Genomic DNA, 22157 nt, shown 5'->3' with positions numbered 1-22157 from the left:
AATTAAGCATCCTAGTCGGATGCTTTTTTTTATGTTTAATTAAAAGTACTCATGGAGAGTGATAATAATGAATGGAAAGAATTATGAAGAGTACAATTAAAAAAACGGTTATCGCAATGTGCTGTACGGCAGCATTACTCTTAACGGCTTGTAATAGTGATGATGATAAAAATATTTTTCAAGAAAAAGTGTTTGTTGCTGAGAAAGCTTATCAAAAAGATAGTCTAGAGCAAGCTTCCAAAATCCAAATTATGACTTATTTAATGCCGAATGTTCTGGGTCAGAAAACTGAGGCTACAGCAATGGTCATGTTTCCTAAGACTGCTCAGCCAGCAGCAGGATGGCCAGTGGTGGTATGGGCACATGGAACAACTGGTGTTGGAGACGAATGTGCACCAAGCAATAATTTACTTAATTCGAATTTTGAAATTTTAGCGAACAGCCTTCTTAAAGAAGGTTATGTCATTGTAGCCCCTGATTATGAAGGTTTGGGGGTTAAAGGGATTCATCCTTATCTTCATCTATCTAGTGCTGCACAATCTGCGATTCATGCAATAAAGTCAGTTCACCAAGCATATCCATCACGATTAAATAAATCTTGGATGTCTGTCGGCCAATCCCAAGGTGGTCATGCATCATTAGGAATTGCACAATATGCCAATAATGATCCGTATTACAAAGGGGCTGTAGCGACTGCTCCAGCATCCAGTTTGGGTTACATTATTACCCAAGTCGCACCAAATGCCATTTCAGCTATAGAAAGTCAAAATAGAGATTTGGCAATCGCTATTTATTCAGAGCTATTAGCTTATGCTGCTTATACAGGCGTAGGGATTAAAGCATATGAACCTAGATTTTCATTAGCAACGATATTCCAATCTAGGTCTCAAGCTGTGGCAGAGAAATCTGAGGGGTCGACTGGTGAAAATGGCCTATGCTTGATGCCATTAATTGATGAGTTTAGAAAAGACATTAAGACTTATTTTGAATCAAATTCAACACAAAAAGTAATGGACTATCCTGGGTTAAAGGTTGGCTTTGAAAATGATCCAGTGGTGAGTAGTTTTTTAAGTAATAATCAGCCTGGAACTCAAAAACTCATGAAACCGGTTTATGTGGTTCAAGGTGAAAATGACACCGCTGTCCCATATCAAGTAACACAACAATTAGTAAATCAGTTAAATGGATTGGGGACTCAACCTCCAATTGTATTAGATATTGTGGCAGGAGCATCGCATACACAAGCGATTGTTGAGAAAAATGAAGAGGTTGTTGATTTTATTAAATCGTATTTACCGGTGCGCTAAACGTGACTATGTCAGCTAGGGTGTTGCATCCTGGTTGACACTTAAAGCTAAAGTTTTTTCTATGACTTTATTCTGTTATATTGCCTCGGACTCAATAACACAGGTTTTGTTGATGACTTCATCAAAAAAGAAATTCACCACTAAATTTATTTTATTGGCAAGTCTTGGTCCCCTTATCCCGTTGCTTATCATTGCGATCGCTTTTTTTGCAGTAAAGAGTGATGCAAAAAACAAAGCTGAGTACGATCGTTTACGTGCAGAACAGGCCGCGCGAATTGAAGCTAGAGAAAAACAAGAGCAACTTGAGCAGAATGTTTCATCTGTTGCAGAGCCTTTGAATTAATTATTTTTTAGCAAGAATGTCTTTTCTGAGACTTTGAATACTGGGGATATCGTTATAGCGAAATACTCGATATCCTGCTTCATAAAACATTTGATCGCGTTCGGCATCTTCTTGTTCCTTACCAAGATGACTTGGATCATCGAGTTCGATAATGGCGATAACTTTAAGCTGATCATCCAGTAAGACAAAGTCAGTCACTTTTCGATTAAATTTAGCTCGAATCTTTAGACTGGGGTTTGTGATTAAAGCGCTAAAAGCGACTTGAGCAAGCACATGGTATTGCGGAAAACTCTCTTTTAATCTAAAAAACATTTTACTTTCAAATGCGGTAATAATGCGTTTGGGGTAAAAGCGTTGTGGCTTTTTAAATAATTGTTGAAAGATAATGGTGAGCAGGGCAAGGGTTGCAATAACACCAATAATTAAGAAAGTAATTTGACTGGATTGAAACACAGGAATTCGTAAATAAAAGCACATATAAGAAAAAACCCACTCGATTGAGTGGGTTTTTAGAATCTTGGCTCTCCAACCTGGGCTCGAACCAGGGACCTGCGGATTAACAGTCCGTCGCTCTACCGACTGAGCTATTGGAGAATCTGGTACGCATTCTATGAGTCAAATGAAGAGAGGTCAAGCCTTAACATTGAAAAATATTAGAAATATGAATCAATTGATTTAAATTTAATCTAAGTGAAACGATCTATAGCTTTTTTAATAAATGGACATACTCTGCTTTGCTTTTCAGTGGGTTTGCTTTACGACATAAACTCATGAGTTCCATCATGGTCTGTTGTGATGATTCCACATTTAACTCATTTTGAATTTTTTTGATCAGGAGTGCGTGCTCAGAGGATAATTCCGAAGTACAGTGATACAAACGTTCATACATAAGTGCAGGGGCTACTTTATTATGTTCAGATTTCTGAGTGCATTGAAATATAAAGATGAGACTGCCAACAAGTAGAGACCAGAAAATCAGTGATTTAAGCCAAGGTGTATTCATTTTTAGACTTTTTTATAAAATTAGAATAATTCTATAGCAAATCAAAAATTTAGGCATAAAAAAACCCAAGTCATTATGCTTGGGTTTTTAGAATCTTGGCTCTCCCACCTGGGCTCGAACCAGGGACCTGCGGATTAACAGTCCGTCGCTCTACCGACTGAGCTATGGGAGATTAGATTGGCTCTCCAACCTGGGCTCGAACCAGGGACCTGCGGATTAACAGTCCGTCGCTCTACCGACTGAGCTATTGGAGAATCTGATGCGCATTTTAGGGTTGAAATTACTAGTCGTCAACCAATTATTGTAAAGAAATGAATAGTTTGATTTATTAATACTCAAATTGATGTAAATAACAAAAAAACCATCCTAAAAGGATGGTTTTTTAAACGTAATAAGACGGTTAAATCTTATTTTTCTACGCCAGCTTCTTGACCAGCATATTTCGCGTTAGCGTAATCCCAGTTCACTAAGCTTTCTAAGAAAGTAGAAATATACTTAGGACGAGCGTTACGGAAGTCGATGTAGTAAGCATGTTCCCAAACATCGATCGTTAATACAGCTACTTTACCATGAGCAAGTGGAGTATCAGCATTTGAAGTTTTCATGATAGAAAGTTTACCATTTACTTCATCAGCAACTAACCAAGCCCAACCTGAACCGAATTGAGTTGTAGCAGCAGCAGCAAACTCTTCAGCAAATTTTTCGTAAGAACCGAAAGCTTCGTCAATTTTAGCAGCTAAAGCACCAGTCGCTTTACCACCACCGTTTTTAGCCATACAGTTCCAGTAGAATGTGTGGTTCCAAACTTGTGCTGCGTTGTTGAAGATACCCGCTTTAGAAGCATCACCAGCAGAAGCTTTGATGATTTCTTCAAGCGTTTTACCTTCAAGATCAGTACCTGCAATTAGGTTGTTTAAATTAACAACATAAGTATTGTGGTGTTTGTCGTGGTGGTATTCTAAAGTTTCTTTGCTGATGTGTGGAGCAAGATCTTCGTAACCGTACGGAAGAGCTGGTAAAGTAATCGTTGTCATGTTTTAAGTTCCTTGCATTGTGCTGGGTTTTACATCGAAGTGCACTTATTGTAATAGATTCTCACCATATTTTGCGCATTACTTATAAATAAGAATACAGAATAAAGCGTGAATTAATACGTATAAGCTCACTCCAATTTAAAACGCGTGGTTAAATCAATTTAAATAGGATTATTGAGTTCAACGTAATGATATTCAAGACCAAATTGTTCACAAATTGCTTGACCTAGTCGTTGAACACCATAACGTTCAGTCGCATGATGTCCACATGCGTAATAATGCACATCTAATTCTAAAGCTTGATAAAAGGTACGCTCACTAACTTCACCTGAAATATAAGCATCGCAATTTTGTTCGGCAGCTTTAGTGATAAAGTCTTGAGCACCGCCAGTACAAAATCCAACTTTTTGAATACTTGGTTTATCAGCCATCAAATGTATCGCATCATAATTAAGTTGTTGTGACACAAAAGCTTTGAACTCATCTGGTGTCATTGCATTTTTTAAATAGCCGATATTTCCAATGGGATGACGTTCACTCGGATCAAGTGCTTCAATTTGATCAAGATGAAGTAAATCTGCTATCGCAGCATTATTTCCCAAGCTAGGGTGGCTATCGAGAGGTAAATGATAAGCTAATAGTGAAATATCATGTTGAATGAGTGATTTAATTCGCTTGCCACGCATTCCTGTAATCGGAGATGGCTCACCTTTCCAAAAATAGCCATGGTGAACCAATAAAACATCAGCTTGCAGCTCGATTGCAGCATTAATAGCTGATTGAGAAGCCGATACAGCACAAACAATTCGCTTTACTTCTGTTTTACCTTCGATTTGCAGACCATTGGGAGCGTAATCTTTAAATTCATTGGCCTTTAGGGTCTGATCACACCATTGGATAATGTCGTTTAGCTTTGCCATAATGTTCTTAAGTCTGTGAAAATATAAAGATCAAATCATATTTTTAATATTAACTAAAGCCGAACAAAACTATTTTCACAATTTTAGGTATATAAATTTTTTTTGATTACAATATGCAGTCATAAAATACTTTTGTCATCAATAAATTAAAATTCTCAGAGGATATTAAAGTGCGCCGGTCCTTTACATGGTTACCATGGGTGTTACTCATTATTGTCATTATTAGTTTTGTCACATGGCAAAAACTAAATCAACCAAAGCCTCAAATAGCAGCTGATGGATATAAAATGCCAGCTGAAAAAGTAGAACCTTTGGTGGATACGACACGTTCTGGGGGAGTAGTGTCATACAATGCTGCGGTAAAGGTCGCAGCACCTGCAGTCGTTAATATTTTTACAACACAAACTGTAAAAAAAGTGGATCATCCGATTTTAAATGATCCTGTTTTTAGAGAATTTTTTGGTGGTCAATTACCTGAACGTTTTGGACAAGAACCAAATGAAAATAGTTTGGGTTCGGGGGTGATTGTTCGACCTGATGGTTATATTCTGACTAATAATCATGTGATTGCACAGGCTGACCAGATTGTTGTGGCTTTGTATGATGGTCGTCGAGCAGAAGCCAAAGTAATTGGAACAGATCCTGATACGGATTTAGCAGTCATTAAAATCGAAATGGACAAACTGCCAGTGCTTCCTTTCAAACTGAGTGGAAATGAAGTTGGAGATGTTGTACTCGCAATTGGTAATCCATTTGGCGTGGGGCAAACAGTTACGCAAGGGATCATATCTGCGACAGAACGTTCGGGATTGGGTATAAATTTCTATGAAGATTTTATTCAAACCGATGCTGCTATTAATCCAGGTAATTCTGGGGGAGCACTCATTGATGTTGCAGGTAATTTGATTGGGATTAATACTGCAATTTTCTCGCAATCGGGTGGTTCTTTAGGAATTGGTTTTGCTATTCCTGCTAAAGTCTGCCAGCAAGTTCTGAATTCAATATTAAAAGAAGGCAGAGTAATTCGAGGGTGGCTAGGTATTGGTTTGGCGAATCCGACGCAACCCGATGTATTACAACCTCGTGAGAAGGGTGTAATTGTGAGCAGCGTCTATGAGTCTGGTCCTGCAGATAAAGCTAAGATTAAAGTCGGTGATCGGATCATGAAAGTAAATGATCAGGAGATCAACAATCCATCACAATTGATTAATTATGTTGCAATGCAATCACCGAATACCTCTGCAAAAATTGAGATTTTACGTGAAGGTAAGAGCATCAATACTGAAGTGGTTATTGGTGAACGACCAGCTGAAACCAGCGATCGTAATAGCCAGTATATTCCATTACCTCGTCGTTAAATTAACAAGCCCCAGTAATATGGGGCTTTTTTATAATTCTTAGATTCTATATTGTTTCATACCTTTGAATGAATCTGAATAAATCTGCTATTTAATAATTAAATACGGTCATGCATTCCTAAGTGACGGTGAGATAGGGTTTTAACACATGCAAAATTGAATTCACTCAAGAAGGATTAAACAGTGTACGAAACAAAAAAAGCCAGTGGTTCACTGGCTTTTTTTGAGAATAAAATTAGCTTTCCTGTTGAATACCCGCAACCAACCAATCTTGACTAGAACCTGCTGGTTTAACGAAATGCCAAACTTCAGCAAACGGTTGTGGAAGGCTATTTAAGTCTTCACTTACCGTACCCGTGAAACGAACGCTGACAACGTATTGACCATTTTCAGTCGCAGAATCAACAACCATAGCATTCAGATTTGAAAACTCAGCTACGTCTTGATCTTGGTTAGCCATGATATCGTTATACATCGATTGATAAAGATCAGGCGTCAAATAACGTTGAATCTCAGCAATATTACTTGCCGTATTCATTGATTGAATATGGTTGAAGCGTTGGCGTGCAATGCGTAAGAAAGCCGCTGGTTCAGTTCCGTCAGGTAGCTGACTTCCACTAGACATTGTTGCTGCACCAAAAGGAGCTTGTGGTGCTTGACCAAATGGCGCTTGAGATGCAGCTGTGCCACCGCCCACAGATTGACCAAAAATATTGGTATTGTCATTAGACACTGAAGGGCGAGGTGCAGCAGTTTGACCAAACGGTGCAGATTGTGGACCTGAACTGTTTGGTGCATAAGGGTTGTTAGCCGCTAATTTTTTTTTTGCTCCGAATTTACGGAAGATGAAGAACGCAGCAGCAGCAATAATCAACAACCATACCCAACTTGGGATACCACCTTCTTCCTCAGGTTGTGCAGCAACTTCTGCTTGACTCGCTGGAACAGTATCATCATCTGCTAAAGCATTTGCTGCGACTGCACCAATTGCAGCACCAGCAACACCAGCAGCGACCATACCACCCACACCAGGACCAGACTTTTGAGGCGCAGTCGCTGGAGCAGCAGGTTGTTGGGCAGGAGTAGCTTGACGTGGTTGCTGATATGATTGGGTTGGAGCAGCAGAACGGCTCATACCATGGCTTTTACCACCACCAGCACGTTTTGCTTCTGCAAAAGGCGCTACCATGAGTGTCGCCATTAAAATACCCGCAACTAAACTACGCTGTCGTACTTCCATCTAAAATTCCTATTTTAAAAAGTTAATTTCACACTGTATTTATGCAGTCTTTTGGCTTAAATTTCAACTTAAACCTCAATTTTTTTCAGTATTCATACACAGTGTATAGTTAAATAAATTGATCAGCTGAATTAATGTTCATCCGCTAAGCTCATCGCTTCAGTTAAAGCTTCATGTAGACGGGCAACGGCGATAATGCGAACACCAGGAATATCCTTTTGAGGTGCATTCGCTCTAGGGACTATAATATATTTAAACCCGTGCTTAATTGCTTCCTTCAACCGTTCCTGCCCGTTAGGTACGGGACGAATCTCTCCCGATAATCCCACTTCGCCAAATACAGCCAATTGCTGAGGGAGTGCTTTTGCTCTCAAACTTGAAGCACAGGCCAATAAGACGGCGAGATCTGAACCTGTTTCAGTAATTTTTAAGCCACCAACAACATTCACATATACGTCTTGACCAGAAGTTTGAACACCACCATGACGGTGCATGACGGCGAGTAGCATATTCAAACGGTTTTGCTCAAGACCCAATGCAACACGGCGAGGTTGACCATGCGCGTCATCTACTAGGGCTTGCACTTCAACTAAGAGTGGACGTGTACCTTCTCGACTAATCATGACGATAGAACCAGGAATCGCTTCATCATATCGGCTAAGAAAGATGGCTGAGGGATTGGCAACCTCTCTAAGCCCTTTATCAGTCATCCCAAAAACACCGAGTTCATTGACTGCACCAAAACGATTTTTAACAGCTCGAATCATTCGATAACGTGAATCAGATTGACCTTCAAAATAAAGTACGCAATCGACCATGTGTTCTAAAACACGAGGGCCAGCTAAAGCACCTTCTTTGGTCACATGACCCACAATAAATAAAGCTGTTCCGCTGTTCTTCGCAAAACGTGTCAGAAGGGCTGCAGATTCTCGAATTTGAGAAACGCCGCCTGGCGCAGACTGTAAAGTTTCAGTGTATAAAGTTTGAATCGAGTCTAAGATCGCGACAGCAGGTCGTTCATGCGCTAATACTTCGCAAATACGCTCTACGCACGTCTCAGCCATCACTTTTAATTGATCAGTTGGAAGATCCAAACGATTGGCACGTAATGCAACTTGAGATAAAGATTCCTCACCAGTGACATATAGGGCGGAACTTTTCGCGGCAGCCATATGGGTTGCCGTCTGCAAAAGAATTGTTGATTTACCAATACCAGGGTCACCACCGATCAGTACAACTGAACCAGTAACAAGCCCTCCGCCTAAAACGCGATCAAATTCTCCAATCCCTGTTGCTAAACGTGTTTCGTGAGAAACTGAAACTTGATTCAATGTAGTGATTGATGCTGCTTGACCAGCATAACCACCTGCAATTTTTGGATTTGCACGATGCGTAATCGCAGGGGCAATAGTGACTTCAACTAAACTGTTCCATTCTCCGCATTCTGAGCATTGACCTGCCCATTTAGGATGATCTGCGCCACATTGTTCACAGCGATATACACTTTTTGCTTTAGCCATAACTTAATATAGGTTTTTTGATTTTCTATATACTGAGCATACTGAGTAAAGGTTACGAAAACAAAAAAATATTGATCAAATTTTAAAACAATAAGACAAGTCATGACGTGTGCTTTAACTAGATATTAAATTAAAGCAATCATGAATTGATTTATACTCATATCAAAAATCGACTGAGTTATTTGATATGCGTTTGTACGCTCAACATATTGATGCCATCGCACGCGAAATACAGCGTGATGTGCTGTTTATTCATTTTGAGAATTACACGGATGATCAGAATGAGGAAGAAAGTATTCGAGATCATGTGATTGCATGGCTTGAACAACATGAAATTGAATTTGTGCCATGTTTAGGTTTGTCTGGTGAGGATGAAATTGACAGCTATCTGGGTGACCTATATCTAGATATTCCTTTTGATGAGCAAAATAACCAGTATCAGCTGGTTAAAAATTATCTTGAAGATGAACAGGGCAATATGAAAATTGAACATGTTCTATTTTTTGTGTTGAGCTTGGAGGTTGCGGAAGAAATTGCAAAGGATCAAGAGGAAAAACAAAATTTGAACGATCAGAAATTTTCGTGAAAAGACAAAAAAAGCCTCATCAATGAGGCTTTTTGGGGGTTTGATTCTATTAATTTGTTTAATAAAGCTCACCAGATTTTCGTCGTTCAATAAAATCTTTAGATTCTTTTGCAATAACTCCAGAAAGTAACAATAAGGCAATTAAGTTGGGTGCTGCCATTAAACCATTGAAGGTGTCTGCGAAAAGCCAAACTAAATCAAGTGTGACGACACAGCCTACAAATACTGAAGCAATATAAATGAGACGATAAATAAATACTGACTTTTCACCCAGTAAATAGGTGCAACATTTTTCGCCGTAATAACTCCAACCTAAAATAGTTGAATAAGCAAAAAAGATGATTCCGAACGTAACAACCCAGCCCCCAAATCCTGGTAGTAATTTGTCAAAAACACTAATGGTCAAAACAGCCCCAGTTTGATCACCGAAACTTTGTCCTGCCATGATGAAACCCATAACAAGAACAATACCCGTAATTGAGCACACAATAATTGTATCAATGAATGTACCTGTCATTGAAACTAGGCCTTGACGGGCAGGGTGATCAGTTTTTGCTGCTGCCGCTGCAATTGGCGCTGAACCCATACCTGCTTCGTTTGAGAATACACCACGGGCAACACCGTAACGAATCGCTGCACCAATCGCACCACCTGCTGCCGCTTCACCTGTGAATGCATAGGTAAAGATCATTTTTAAAGCAGGAACAACTAATTCAAGGTTATTGAAAATAATAATTAGCCCGCCAATGACATAGCCTAGAGCCATGACTGGAACAATAATTGAGGATGCTTTGGAAATAGACTTAATACCACCTAAAATCACCAATGCAGAGAAAATTGTAATAATGATGGCAGTGGTGAGCGTGCTTATACCCAAACTATTTTCTACTGCTAGTGCCACTGTGTTTGATTGAACTGAGCTACCAATACCAAAGGATGCTAATGTACCAAATAATGCGAAGAGGACTGCGAGCCACTTCCATTTCGCGCCAAGTCCTCGTTCAATGTAGTACATTGGACCACCAGACATTTCTCCTTTTTCATTTTTTACACGGTATTTGACCGCCAAAACACCTTCACCGTATTTGGTTGCCATACCGAAAAATGCAGTCATCCACATCCAGAATACAGCACCCGGACCACCCAGTACACAAGCAGTCGCTACCCCTGCGATATTACCTGTACCAATCGTGGCTGAAAGTGCAGTCATGAGTGAGGCAAATTGTGAGATATCTCCCGAGTCTTTTTTATCGGGGTGTTTCCCGAACACTTGTTTAAATGCCAATGGAAGCATCCTGAATTGCCAAAAAAGTAGACGGAATGTTAAGAAAACACCTGTCCCAACAATCAGCACCAGCATATAAGGTCCCCAGACTAAGCCGCTGAGTGTTTCCATGATTGATTGTATTTCTTGCATAAATTACCTTCTTATTTTCCTGATTGTTTTTTACATGCATGATCAAGCAAGGGATATGCCATACTTTTGTGCGATCAAACACATCATTCCTTTTGATTATTTTTTGCACTTATATTTTTTACATATAACAACAAGATTTTCAATATTTTACTCAAAATAAGATAAATAAATATGATGAATAAATGTTCATTTTGGCGATATATAAGAAAAATGAATTAATACTTTAAACTAATTAGAAAATATTGATCGTGCTAATTTTCTTTTTGAAATCTGATTTTTTTCAGTTAAGTTGTGCCGATTAATATATTTGGTGAATTTGAAAATGTCAGATCAAAATATAAATTCGCCTCAGCAAAATGGTGAATTACAACGAAGTCTATCCAATCGACATTTGCAGTTAATTGCAATTGGAGGCGCAATTGGAACAGGTTTGTTCATGGGCTCTGGGAAAACAATTAGCCTAGCTGGTCCTTCAATCCTTGTAATTTACATGATCATCGGTTTCATGGTTTTTTTAGTGATGCGAGCACTAGGCGAATTGTTGCTTTCAAATTTGCAATATAAGTCTTTTATTGATTTCGCCACGGATTTAATTGGACCATGGGCAGGTTACTTTGTGGGCTGGACCTACTGGCTGTGTTGGATCACCATTGGTATTGCAGATTTATCGGCGATCATTTATTACCTTCAGTTCTTCAATAATGGGATGCCTTTTAGCCCTGAAGAAGGGGTAATGATTAGCATCGCTGCAATCGTATTTATCATGGGATTGAATCTTGTTACGGTGAAACTGTTTGGTGAATTAGAATTCTGGTTTGCTTTAATCAAGATTATCGCAATTGTGGTTTTAATTGGCGTTGGCTTTTGGATGATATTTACAGGTTTCACTTCTACATCAGGTGAAATCGCAGCATTCAGTAATATTTGGTCACACGGCGGGATCTTCCCAACAGGTGCAATCGGTTTCTTGGCAGGCTTCCAAATCGCAATTTTTGCTTTTGTGGGTGTAGAACTGGTGGGTACAACCGCAGCTGAAACTAAAGATCCTGAAACGAATTTGCCGAAAGCTGTCAATTCGATTCCTATTCGAATCATTATTTTCTATGTTTTATCGTTGCTGGTGGTGATGTCGGTTACACCATGGAATACGATTGATCCGAATATTTCCCCATTTGTAAACTTGTTTAGTCAAGCAGGTATTGCAGCCGCTGCTATTATTATGAATTTGGTTGTATTGTCTTCAGTGATGTCATCGATGAACAGTGGTGTATTCTCAACCAGCCGCATGCTGTTTGGCTTATCGCGCGAAACTCAAGCACCTGAAGCGTTTGGAAGACTGAATAAGCGAGCTGTGCCAGCGAATGCCTTGTATTTCTCAGCAGTATGTTTGTTACTAGGGGCAGCACTGCAATACTTCGTACCGAATACGGTGGAAGCATTTACTTTAGCGACAACACTTTCCACCATTTTATTTATTTGTGTATGGTTGATGATCATTTGGAGTTATGTGGTCTATTACAAAACACGCCCAGAACTTCATGCCAAATCGAAATTTAAACTACCAGGTGGATTGGTGACATGTGCGATTGTTGCTATATTCTTTATTGGTATGATTGGAGTATTGGCTTTAGAAGATGATACTCGCCGTGCATTGATGGTGAGCCCGATTTGGTTTGTTATTCTGATCATTGGTTATTTTGGTTTTTATAAGAAAAAATAAAAACTTATAAATGATTTGCAATTTAAGTCAAAAGAAACGTCAGTAAAAACTGGCGTTTTTTTATTTCTGTTGCGTTAAATACTTTGGTGAATTAGATGATCAAGGTATACTTCTATAAATTTTACTGATAGGTGTAGGTATGCGTATTTTGATCGGAGTTATCAGTGCAGCCGTTGTTTCAATTTTGGCTGGATGTGGTCAGACTGGTGCATTACAACTACCCAGTGATCCAAACTATGACAAGCGAGCACAATATTTAATTTATAAAAACAGTGATCGCCCAAGTCAGGATCAAGCTGAACCTAAAGCAGATGCTGTACCTACTCAAGATTAATATTCATTTATTTTTTTTCTCCAGCGCAATTTAGAAAGGATACATCCATGAGTTTCCCTCGCATTCAAGGGGTTTTGCACGCAGAACAATGTTCATTGGATCAACTTGCTCAGCAATTTGGTACACCACTTTATGTTTATTCAAAAGCAACTTTTGAAAAACATTATTTGGATATGGATCGTGCTTTTAATTTTATCGATCACCAAATTTGTTTTGCAGTGAAGTCAAACTCAAATATCGCTGTTCTAAATGTGTTGGCGAAACTTGGTTGCGGGTTTGATATCGTGACTGGTGGTGAATTAGCACGTGTTTTACGCGCAGGTGGTGACGCTTCTAAAATAGTCTTCTCTGGTTTGGGCAAGTCTGAAGCTGACATTCGTCAAGCATTAGAAGTGGGTATTGCTTGTTTTAATGTGGAATCATATGCAGAGCTTGACCGTATTCAAAAAGTTGCAGCAGAACTTAATGTAAAAGCTCCAATTTCACTTCGGGTAAATCCAGATGTTGATGCCAAAACACATCCATATATCTCGACTGGTCTTAAAGAAAATAAATTTGGTATTCCTTCTGATTCGGTATATGAAACTTATCAGTATGCAGCAAGTTTAAGTCACTTAGATATCGTAGGAATTGATTGTCATATTGGTTCACAATTGACTGAAACTCAACCTTTTGTTGATGCACTTGATCGTGTCATGAACATGATTGAAGCATTGAAAAAATTAGGGATCAACCTCAAACATATTGATATTGGTGGTGGTCTTGGTGTGACTTATAAAGATGAAGTTCCACCGACAGTTGAAGAATATGCAAATGCTTTACGTCCTGCATTAGAAAAACTTGGACTTAAAGTGTATATGGAGCCAGGGCGTAGTATTTCGGCGAATGCTGGCGTATTGGTGACGAAAGTTGATCTTTTAAAACCAACCAATCATCGCAATTTTGCAATTGTTGATGCAGCAATGAATGACTTGATTCGTCCTTCTTTGTACGAAGCTTGGATGGATATCCAAGAGGTTAATCAAAATTCGAAAACTGAGAAAAAAGTTTGGGATGTGGTTGGTGCGATCTGTGAAACAGGTGACTTCATCGGTAAAGAGCGTGAACTTGCGATTCAAGCGAACGATCATTTAGCTGTTTTGGGTGCAGGTGCTTATGGTTTTGTGATGAGTTCAAATTACAACAGCCGAGGTCGTGCAGCAGAGGTGATGGTTGACGGTGATCAAGCACACTTAATTCGTCAACGTGAAACGATTGAGTCTCTGTGGGAACGTGAGTCCTTATTGCCTTAAGGAGACAATAGATGTTGCTAGAATTTACTAAAATGCATGGTCTAGGTAATGACTTCATGGTGGTTGATTTAATCAGCCAACGTGCTTATCTAGATCCTGTCATGATTCGCCGGTTGGCTGACCGTAATTTTGGCATCGGTTTTGATCAGTTATTAGTTGTTGAAACACCAGATCATCCAAACGTTGATTTCAAATATCGCATTTTTAATGCGGATGGTTCTGAAGTTGAGCAATGCGGCAATGGCGTTCGTTGTTTTGCCAAATTTGTTCATGATCGTCATTTAACCAATAAAACTAAATTCAAAGTGCAAACAAAGGCGGGGATTGTCGAGCCTGAGTTGGGTGCGAATGGATGGGTTCGTGTGAATATGGGGTATCCGAAGTTCTTACCGAACCAAATCCCATTTTTAGCAGAAGCGCCTGCTGCTTTATATGATTTAGCTTTAGCGGATAATGAGACGATCAGCATCGATGTGGTCAATATGGGAAATCCGCATGCAGTGACCATTGTGCCAGACGTGTTAACTGCTGATGTTGCTAAAATAGGCCCTCAAGTGGAATCTCACGAACGTTTTCCTGAGCGTGTAAATGCTGGATTTATGCAGATCGTTGATGAAAAACATGCTCGATTACGAGTTTTTGAACGTGGTGTGGGAGAAACATTGGCTTGTGGTACAGGTGCATGTGCTGCTGCTGTCTCAGGTATGCGCCGTGGTTTATTGTCTAGCAATGTGGAAATCGAACTTGCCGGCGGTAAATTGCTGATTGAATGGAAAGAGGGAGATGTAGTTTGGATGACTGGTCCAACTGCAACGGTTTATGAAGGTCGTTTGGATCTACGTTATTTTCAATAAAACTTATTTCCTGAGTAAAAAGCCCTGAAATTCAGGGCTTTTTACTTTATGATTTGTTGGAATGCCCACGAGTATTGATGATTAGACATCGATTCAATAGAGAGAAAGCCAAATGCAATATGGCGCAATGCAATTGCTGTCAATGTGGTTGAAAGAGAGAAAGATTCAAAATCAATCTGAGCATACGCTTGAGGCGTATTTCCGTGATGTGTCTGGTTTTATTGACTTTTGTTATGAAAAGAAAATTGAATTAAATCAAGTTGAAGCATCTGATTTACGAGAATATATGGCTTATAAGGTTGAACAACATCAACTCAACAGTGCAAGCTTACAACGTCATTTAACAGCCATTCGTCAATTCATGAAATGGGCTGTGGAAGGGAAATATGTATCGAATAATCCCATTCATGATTTTAAGTTAAAAAGACAGCCAAGGCCTTTGCCGGGTATGGTTGATGTCGAAACGATTCAGCAAATCTTGGATCAACCTGCACCTGAATCCTATCAAGATCATCTCTTGTGGTTAAGAGATAAAGCTATTTTGGAGTTGCTTTATTCAAGTGGTTTACGATTAGCTGAAGTACAAGGATTGAATATTCGAGATATCGATTTTAAACGACAATTACTTCGAATTACGGGTAAGGGAAATAAAACTCGGGTTGTTCCTTTTGGTTTGAAAGCGAAAACGAGTTTAATCGAATGGCTTAAAGTCCATCGTATCTGGTGTGGGGAAATTGAGTTAGATTCCCCAGTTTTTATTACTAAAAAAGGGAATCGATTGACGAATCGACAGATTGAAAATCGAGTCAAATTGCAAGCACAGAGAGCGGGCGTAAATGTGGATTTACACCCTCATTTATTGCGACACTGTTTTGCTAGTCATCTGCTTTCAAACAGTGGTGATTTACGAGCAGTTCAAGAAATGCTAGGTCATAGTAATCTATCTACGACACAAATTTATACTCAGTTAGATTTTGATCGTTTGGCTCAAGTCTATGATAAAGCTCATCCTAGAGCCCAAAAATCTTAATCCTCAGTATTAAGTATATTGAATATACTTAATACTGTACTGAATGATAAAGTTATCTGTTTAAAGTGCTGGTGTGTGTATAGGTATCATACGTGCGGGATTCACTTTTTGGAATGCGACTGCGATTTCAAATAAAGTCGGCTCATCAAATTCACGAGCAATAAACTCGATGTTAACATTCATAGGATAACTACTGCGACTTGAGTTCACTGATTTAGCAGGCATAGATAATGCAGGAAAACCACTAAACGGACTTAGGCGATTATTTGTACCTGTGGTCGGGCTACTTCCTAAATTGCCAGCAAACCCAGTAATAGAAGGGTAGGCTAAAGCGTCGTATTGTAAGCCTTTACGAGTACCATCTAGTTCAACATTATTTAAAGCGCTATTCATGCGTAAGCGCACGAAAGGACTTCTTTCAGTGGTGTTGCGCTCATAATTCTCAATATATGATGCACTTGTTGGATCAGAATTATAGCCGCTGAAGTTACGGATCATTAGTTCACTAGCGAGTAAATCTTCATACGATTGGTAAATACTTCTTGTGGTCTTTAGATATTCTGTAAGTGATATTTTAAATTCAGCACTTGAAAGACTCGAATAACGTGTCAAAATTGTATTTAGATCGCTTATTGTAACTATTTCTACAGTCGCTCCTGCCTCTTCAAGTTTAGTAATTGCGTTATCCATTGCTTCTTTAACGAGATTGTAGTCTTCTTTCTGTTGAGTGGTTGAACCTTCGGAAGGGTAAAGTGCTTGTACTATACCAATACGCTTTCCTACAAGACTTACAGTGTCATGAGGAACGTAGCTATTCGGTTGATTAATCAATTCGCGGTAAGCAGACTCTGATTTTAGAAGAGGAGAAGTACGTGCAAATTCACTACGTTGATTTGAACTTAATGAGCTATCAAATCCGATCATTGCATCCATTAATTTTGCACAGTCAATAGCTTGTCTACACATTGGTCCAGCAGTATCTTGAGTTGGTGCCAGTGGAATAATTCCATCTTGGCTCAAAAGACGTAAAGATGGTCGTAAACCGACAAGACCCTGTACTGATGAAGGCACACGAATTGACCCTCCCGTATCAGTTCCTATTCCCACCATTGCAAAACTTGCAGATATGGCAGCGCCAGTTCCTGATGATGAACCACCTGGGCCTTTACTTAAGTCATACACATTTTTAGTTTGATCACCTAGAGTTGATTTTCCACCAAAGCCGAAAGCGAACTCATCAAGATTGGCTTTTCCTAAAATGATTCCGCCATTTTCTTTGATATTTTTTATGATATAGGCATCATCATGTGGAAAATTATCTTTTAATGCTACAGAACCTGCTGTGTTCGCCATATCTACAGCATCAATATTGTCTTTAGCGAGTACAGTGACACAGTGAAGAGGTCCTGAAAGTTTCGAATTTTTTGCAAATTGTTGGTCGAGCACTTCTGCTTCTTTAAGTGCATTTGGGTTTAAAGAAATAATGCTATTGAGCTCTGGACCTTGTCGATCGTAAGCTGATATACGATTTAAATATCCTTGCACAACATCAACACAAGATGAACCTTTGCTTAAAATCGAGTTATGCAAATCACTAATGGTTGCTTCTACAGGATTAAACGGGACAGGAGGCGGCGTGTTAGAATTATTTGTGCTACTTTCATTGTCACCACAGGCTGTTAAGAAAGTTGCTATCGTGACAACAAGCAGAGTTTTTTTAAATGTGATCATGTGCATTCCCCAGATTAAGTTCAAACTGGTTAAGCAATGAATGTGCCACTCTAAAAATGAATGAAATTTACAGTTTTATGCTCCAGAAAATAGCTAATAACCATTGATATAAATAAAATGCGTTAATTTAATGCGAATAAAATTATTTGAAAAATAATGTATTGTTGGGATTGAGCTTTTGAAAGCTGCGCTTTTAAAAATAATTTTCCCTTGAACTTTAGCTTAAATTTTTCGAATTGAATTTTTTTAATACGATTTTTAAGGTATAACTTTAATAGATGGATTTAAGTTGTATACAAATTAAAAAATATTTTGCAGGAATGATTAGGTCAAGCCATGATTGACAATATTGATCAAAAGTATCAGCAACTCTCTTCAGCACAAAAAGACATTTTTGCAGGTTATGGTTTACGTCAGGTGAAACATTTTGTGGAAATCAATTTACCGATGATTGAGGCCGCTCTCCCCAACAATGCCTATGTGCAGGGTATTAATACTGAAGGAAAAATCCAAGCGATTGATCCAATAGCATCTAAGACTTATTTGTGGATTTCTGATCAGCAATGGCAAGAAAGACCTATTGCAGATCAAGGAGTTGATTTGAAAGAAGACTTTATTGAAGTTTGGAAAATTTTTGAACTAGAACAATATCCTATTATTGAATTGAGTCACGTCCATCGTGATTACTTGGCGGCGCTCAATCAAGTTTGAAAAAAATCATTTAAAAAACAGGGCTAATAATTTTAGCTCTGTTACTTTATAGAAAATTAAATTTACCCGTTTCCAACAACTCAATACATAAAGATAAAATTATTGATTAAATAACGTTCAATTTTGTTTCATATATTTATTCTGCTCATTCGATTCAGTCAAATTCTTTACACTTGTCTAATAATTTTGAATTTTTTTGGAGAGGGGTAAATGATTAAATTTCATGAAAATAATATCCATGCCGCCATTTTTGATATGGATGGCACAATGTTTGATACGGAGAGACTTCGTTTTCAAACGTTGAAGCAAGCATCATTAGAACTCATTGGTGTCGAATTTACAGACGCCTATTTATTATCTTGTTTGGGTTTAAGTGCTCGTAGTGCCGAAAAACTGGCAAATCAGCAATATGGTCAAGAAGTACCGTATGCGGAAATTAGAAAGCGAGCAGATCAGCTAGAACTTGAGCATGTAAGAAAATACGGAGTGCCGATTAAATTTGGACTCATGCAAGTTCTTGAACGTTTAAGAAAGTCCAATCTGAAAATGGCAGTAGCAACTTCGAGTCGACGTGAAATAGCTGAAGAGTATTTAATCAATGCCAATGTATATAAGTTTTTCGACATTATCGTATGCGGAGATGAGGTTGCTAATGGAAAACCACACCCAGAAATTTTCTTAAAAGCTGCTGAGCAACTGAACATTGATCCAACTTTATGTTTAATGTTTGAAGACTCAGAAAATGGAATGATGTCGGCGTTTGAAGCGGGTGGATTAACGGTATTACTTCAAGATATCAAAGAACCTAATTCAACCATGCTCGAAAAAGCGAATTTCTTTTACGAAAGCATGCATGATTTTCTGGAAGATTTGAATCAATTTACACCAAAATTAAAAATGCCTGCTCTATTTGACTCTTTTCCTCAGACTTTAAATCAGCATGTCGTGGGGATACATGGTTTTGGGGCAATAGGTGGTGGCTATATTGCCCAAGTATTGTCTCATTGGGATGGATATACTCGACCAAAACAAATCTATGCTTCAACGCGGAATTCACTCTATAGAAATAGTGTGAATACTTTTGGTGGTTACAGTATTCGTTATGGGCAACACTCTCATGACGAGCGAATAGACAATATAACCGTCATAGATGCATCAAATATTGAAATGATGCAGCACATGTATATTGAATCAAGTTTAATTGCACTGTGTTTACCTGAAAAGGCAATCGAGCAAGAGGCTAAAACCATTGCTCAAGGGTTGTATGCGCGTTATATCCATTTTGAAGAACAGTTGAATCCTCTAACAGTTTTAATTGTTTTAAACAAAGTAGGCGCAAAATCATTAATTGAACAACAAATTTGTAGTGCTTTGCATGAAATTACGGATGCGAAGACAGTCAATATCATCATGTCGCAGCACTATTTTTGCGATACAGTAGTCAATCGAATGGTAGCGAAAATTACAGATCAAAAACTATTTAGACAGTTAAAAATCAAATACAATATTTTTAGACATGTGCAGGATGAGCATGATTTAGACGTGACGGATGTGGATGAAGGGACGCGTTTAAATGCTGAACAAGAACAATTGGCTACTCAGTATATTGACGATCTATACGAAAAATTCAAATCGGCGCATATTCTACAGAATCTAGAATTAATCTTATTTCATGCCGAAACAGATATGCCACTTTATGTAGAAAATAATAGCCCTTTATTGGCAAAAATGCGCCAAATGATTCTGGTTGAAGAGATTGAAGAGATACAGTTAATCAAAAATCGCATGTGGAATGGTGTGCATGCAATGACAGCATGGGCTGCAAGTTTTCGACAGTATGAAACGATCGGGATTGCACTGTCTGATGAGCAAATTTCTAAATTTATGTTGGCAGTACTCCATGAGGTTAAAGTTGGATTAAAGGATCTACTACCACATCGAAAAGAAAATTTAGAATTGTTGGCGAAGAGTTTTATCGACTCTTGTGAGACGGCTTATAAAGACCCATGTGATCGAGTGGCACGAGACCCATATCGTAAGTTAGGTTTTGGTGAGCGGGTACTATCTTCATTGGCATACAATTTTCAACGTGGCAAGCCTTATCAGGAAATTTTCAAAGGGCTTGTATTGGGTTATGCATACGTTATATTGAAGCAAAATCAACGATTTGAAGGTGTGATTCGGCATTTAGCTCAGCAACTTAGTCAAACTGAATTGGAACTTGAGGATCAATTGTATTTGCAGGAAGAGCTGAAACGGAGACTCAAAATTTGTGATCCTAAATTGAGTGAATCAGTGGATCAGCATGTACTTCTAGAAAAAATTTTGAATGAAAAAATCGAGGTTGAAAAAACTTAAAGCATTGAACATTTAACTTTTTAACTTGATCAAAATGGATAATCGGTCCGATCTGAAAAGTCAGTCGGATCGATTGCTTAATGGTATTAAATTGATTGCAGGGGCAGTTGATAGCTTTGTTTAATGATTTGACTGGGTAAATCCGTTTTCACACTGGTAATCCCATTTTTTTTGGTTAAGTGTTCTGACTGAAATTTACGATAGTTCTCCAAATCAGGTACGACAACTTTTAACATCGCATCACATTCGCCCAAAATAATATAGCACTCCATGACTTGAGGGAGTTCTTTCATCGCTTCAATAAAAGTATCGATGGTTTCAGCGTCTTGTCCCACCAACCAAATACGCGAAAATAGAATAAGTTGTAATCCGATTTTTTGAGGATCAACAATGGTTGTGTATTGCTGGATGACTCCAGCATCTTCGAGAATTTTTACGCGTCTTAAACAAGAGGATGGTGATAAGCCAATCTCTTTGGCTAAATCATTATTTTGAATTCGACCGTTGGTTTGAAGTTCATGAATGATACTTTTATCGATACGATCTAATTTAACTGAAATTGATTTAGATATTATTTTCATATATTAGAATTAAATTCTAAAAATTAAAGAATAAATAGAATATTTGAAATCCTATTTTATGTAAATTCGAAGATACTTTTTTTTCATTTTCATTAATGATGGAAGAAAGAAAATGTCTACCTATTGGTTATTTGCTTTGACAGTTATCCCTCTTATTTTTACGCCTGGTCCGGATATGTTATTTATTCTGTCACAGGTAATGGGTAAAAATGCGAAAGCAGGCGTTATGGCGACTTTAGGGGTGTGTTTGGGTTATTTCGTCCATTCTTTTTTAGTCGTTGTGGGTATTGCGGCTATCATTATTTCTTTCCCTATTATTTTTGAAACGATCAAATGGTTAGGAATCTGTTATTTGCTTTATTTGGCATTTAATTTGATTCGATCTGCGCTTAATCACAAAAATATTGAAATTAAACAAAGTCAGGTCATTAGTCCGATTCGACGCGGTTTTATAACATCCTTACTTAATCCTAAAGGTATGCTTATTTATTTTGCGATTTTGCCTCAATTTCTTAACCAGCATACCTCTTCGATTATGGGACAGGGGATTGTCTTATCCCTAATCTTCATTGGATTATGCTTAATTATTTATTCATCATTGAGTTTTGTATTTGCATTTTTGACACAGAAAACAGGGATAAATGAAAAACGTCAAAAATGGATTGATGGTGGTTCGGGAGTGATGCTTTCATTGGCAGCAACATGGCTCATTGTGAATTAACATTAAAAAAGCGCAAACTAATGTTTGCGCTTTCTATTCAAATAGATTTAACTTTGGTTAAATTATACTCAAAAAGAATAGCTGTTATTGTAATTTT

The 22157-nt window shown here is 38.3% G+C and carries 21 protein-coding genes and 3 tRNA genes; 12 read left to right on the top strand and 12 right to left on the bottom strand.

Features of this window, described 5'->3' with window-relative positions; all coding sequences use genetic code 11:
* The first annotated feature begins 83 nt into the window (after positions 1–83).
* Together AC1M9J_RS01870 and AC1M9J_RS01865 are read left to right on the top strand one after the other, a co-directional pair.
* The gene (locus AC1M9J_RS01870) at positions 84–1307 is read left to right on the top strand and encodes an alpha/beta hydrolase family protein (protein WP_481951758.1); all 1224 of its coding nucleotides are present in this window, start codon (positions 84–86) and stop codon (positions 1305–1307) included.
* A gap of 112 nt (positions 1308–1419) precedes the next feature.
* Positions 1420–1650: a hypothetical protein gene (locus tag AC1M9J_RS01865; RefSeq protein WP_481610722.1), complete on the top strand. Its 231-nt coding sequence runs from the start codon at positions 1420–1422 to the stop codon at positions 1648–1650.
* On the opposite strand, the gene AC1M9J_RS01860 is transcribed toward AC1M9J_RS01865, so the two are convergent.
* The 7 genes from AC1M9J_RS01860 to AC1M9J_RS01830 all read right to left on the bottom strand — a co-directional run bounded on the left by AC1M9J_RS01860 (position 1651) and on the right by AC1M9J_RS01830 (position 4607).
* Positions 1651–2103 (bottom strand): DUF2726 domain-containing protein, encoded by a 453-nt coding sequence (locus AC1M9J_RS01860; RefSeq protein ID WP_481591272.1) that lies wholly within the window; start codon positions 2101–2103, stop codon positions 1651–1653.
* A gap of 65 nt (positions 2104–2168) precedes the next feature.
* A tRNA-Asn gene (locus AC1M9J_RS01855) sits at positions 2169–2244 on the bottom strand.
* Positions 2245–2350: 106 nt separating this feature from the next.
* On the bottom strand, positions 2351–2653 hold the full coding sequence (locus AC1M9J_RS01850) for a hypothetical protein (protein ID WP_481951757.1): 303 nt from the start codon (positions 2651–2653) through the stop codon (positions 2351–2353).
* 96 nt (positions 2654–2749) lie between these two features.
* Positions 2750–2825: transfer RNA gene (locus AC1M9J_RS01845), tRNA-Asn, on the bottom strand.
* A 6-nt stretch (positions 2826–2831) separates the two neighbouring features.
* Positions 2832–2907: transfer RNA gene (locus AC1M9J_RS01840), tRNA-Asn, on the bottom strand.
* A 153-nt stretch (positions 2908–3060) separates the two neighbouring features.
* Positions 3061–3687 (bottom strand): superoxide dismutase, encoded by a 627-nt coding sequence (locus AC1M9J_RS01835; RefSeq protein WP_092765960.1) that lies wholly within the window; start codon positions 3685–3687, stop codon positions 3061–3063.
* Between the two features lie 161 nt (positions 3688–3848).
* On the bottom strand, positions 3849–4607 hold the full coding sequence (locus AC1M9J_RS01830) for a Nif3-like dinuclear metal center hexameric protein (RefSeq protein WP_481608283.1): 759 nt from the start codon (positions 4605–4607) through the stop codon (positions 3849–3851).
* Between the two features lie 170 nt (positions 4608–4777).
* Here AC1M9J_RS01830 and AC1M9J_RS01825 point away from each other — a divergent pair, with 170 nt between their 5' ends.
* On the top strand, positions 4778–5965 hold the full coding sequence (locus AC1M9J_RS01825; RefSeq protein WP_180028696.1) for a trypsin-like peptidase domain-containing protein: 1188 nt from the start codon (positions 4778–4780) through the stop codon (positions 5963–5965).
* Positions 5966–6200: 235 nt separating this feature from the next.
* On the opposite strand, the gene AC1M9J_RS01820 is transcribed toward AC1M9J_RS01825, so the two are convergent.
* Together AC1M9J_RS01820 and radA are read right to left on the bottom strand one after the other, a co-directional pair.
* Positions 6201–7205, bottom strand: coding sequence for a Tim44 domain-containing protein (locus AC1M9J_RS01820; RefSeq protein ID WP_481611465.1), 1005 nt, complete (start codon positions 7203–7205; stop codon positions 6201–6203).
* A 131-nt stretch (positions 7206–7336) separates the two neighbouring features.
* On the bottom strand, positions 7337–8725 hold the full coding sequence (gene radA, locus AC1M9J_RS01815; protein ID WP_035267023.1) for a DNA repair protein RadA: 1389 nt from the start codon (positions 8723–8725) through the stop codon (positions 7337–7339).
* 187 nt (positions 8726–8912) lie between these two features.
* Here radA and AC1M9J_RS01810 point away from each other — a divergent pair, with 187 nt between their 5' ends.
* Positions 8913–9311: a hypothetical protein gene (locus tag AC1M9J_RS01810; protein WP_092765964.1), complete on the top strand. Its 399-nt coding sequence runs from the start codon at positions 8913–8915 to the stop codon at positions 9309–9311.
* A gap of 58 nt (positions 9312–9369) precedes the next feature.
* Here the strand turns inward: AC1M9J_RS01810 and AC1M9J_RS01805 are convergent, their stop codons facing one another.
* Positions 9370–10728 carry an alanine/glycine:cation symporter family protein gene (locus tag AC1M9J_RS01805; protein WP_481951756.1) on the bottom strand — a complete coding sequence of 453 codons (1359 nt, stop codon included), beginning with the start codon at positions 10726–10728 and terminating at the stop codon, positions 9370–9372.
* 322 nt (positions 10729–11050) lie between these two features.
* Between AC1M9J_RS01805 and AC1M9J_RS01800 the strand changes: the two genes are divergently transcribed.
* The 5 genes from AC1M9J_RS01800 to AC1M9J_RS01780 all read left to right on the top strand — a co-directional run bounded on the left by AC1M9J_RS01800 (position 11051) and on the right by AC1M9J_RS01780 (position 15958).
* The gene (locus AC1M9J_RS01800; protein ID WP_481589701.1) at positions 11051–12448 is read left to right on the top strand and encodes an amino acid permease; all 1398 of its coding nucleotides are present in this window, start codon (positions 11051–11053) and stop codon (positions 12446–12448) included.
* A gap of 139 nt (positions 12449–12587) precedes the next feature.
* Positions 12588–12782: an LPS translocon maturation chaperone LptM gene (gene lptM, locus AC1M9J_RS01795; RefSeq protein WP_035267033.1), complete on the top strand. Its 195-nt coding sequence runs from the start codon at positions 12588–12590 to the stop codon at positions 12780–12782.
* Positions 12783–12829: 47 nt separating this feature from the next.
* The gene (gene lysA, locus AC1M9J_RS01790) at positions 12830–14074 is read left to right on the top strand and encodes a diaminopimelate decarboxylase (protein WP_481595625.1); all 1245 of its coding nucleotides are present in this window, start codon (positions 12830–12832) and stop codon (positions 14072–14074) included.
* 11 nt (positions 14075–14085) lie between these two features.
* Positions 14086–14928, top strand: coding sequence for a diaminopimelate epimerase (gene dapF / locus AC1M9J_RS01785; protein ID WP_092765969.1), 843 nt, complete (start codon positions 14086–14088; stop codon positions 14926–14928).
* A gap of 112 nt (positions 14929–15040) precedes the next feature.
* A complete protein-coding gene (locus tag AC1M9J_RS01780; protein ID WP_481951755.1) occupies positions 15041–15958 on the top strand; it encodes a tyrosine recombinase XerC in 918 nt (305 codons plus the stop codon).
* Positions 15959–16018: 60 nt separating this feature from the next.
* On the opposite strand, the gene AC1M9J_RS01775 is transcribed toward AC1M9J_RS01780, so the two are convergent.
* Positions 16019–17689: an amidase gene (locus tag AC1M9J_RS01775; protein WP_481596773.1), complete on the bottom strand. Its 1671-nt coding sequence runs from the start codon at positions 17687–17689 to the stop codon at positions 16019–16021.
* Between the two features lie 336 nt (positions 17690–18025).
* On the opposite strand from AC1M9J_RS01775, the gene AC1M9J_RS01770 reads away from it, so the two are divergent.
* Together AC1M9J_RS01770 and mtlD are read left to right on the top strand one after the other, a co-directional pair.
* Positions 18026–18400, top strand: coding sequence for a hypothetical protein (locus tag AC1M9J_RS01770; protein WP_481588525.1), 375 nt, complete (start codon positions 18026–18028; stop codon positions 18398–18400).
* A 210-nt stretch (positions 18401–18610) separates the two neighbouring features.
* Positions 18611–20758 (top strand): bifunctional mannitol-1-phosphate dehydrogenase/phosphatase, encoded by a 2148-nt coding sequence (mtlD, locus tag AC1M9J_RS01765; RefSeq protein WP_481951754.1) that lies wholly within the window; start codon positions 18611–18613, stop codon positions 20756–20758.
* Positions 20759–20844: 86 nt separating this feature from the next.
* Here mtlD and AC1M9J_RS01760 read toward each other — a convergent pair whose 3' ends face one another.
* The gene (locus AC1M9J_RS01760) at positions 20845–21339 is read right to left on the bottom strand and encodes an Lrp/AsnC family transcriptional regulator (RefSeq protein WP_092765973.1); all 495 of its coding nucleotides are present in this window, start codon (positions 21337–21339) and stop codon (positions 20845–20847) included.
* A gap of 112 nt (positions 21340–21451) precedes the next feature.
* Between AC1M9J_RS01760 and AC1M9J_RS01755 the strand changes: the two genes are divergently transcribed.
* Positions 21452–22060, top strand: a complete 609-nt coding sequence (locus AC1M9J_RS01755; protein ID WP_481951753.1) for a LysE family translocator — start codon at positions 21452–21454, stop codon at positions 22058–22060.
* Positions 22061–22157 lie beyond the last annotated feature (97 nt).

This window comes from Acinetobacter sp. ANC_7588 (assembly GCF_056783995.1).
The sequence above is the reverse complement of the archived record's forward strand: the minus strand, read 5'-3'. Positions and strand labels throughout refer to the sequence as shown.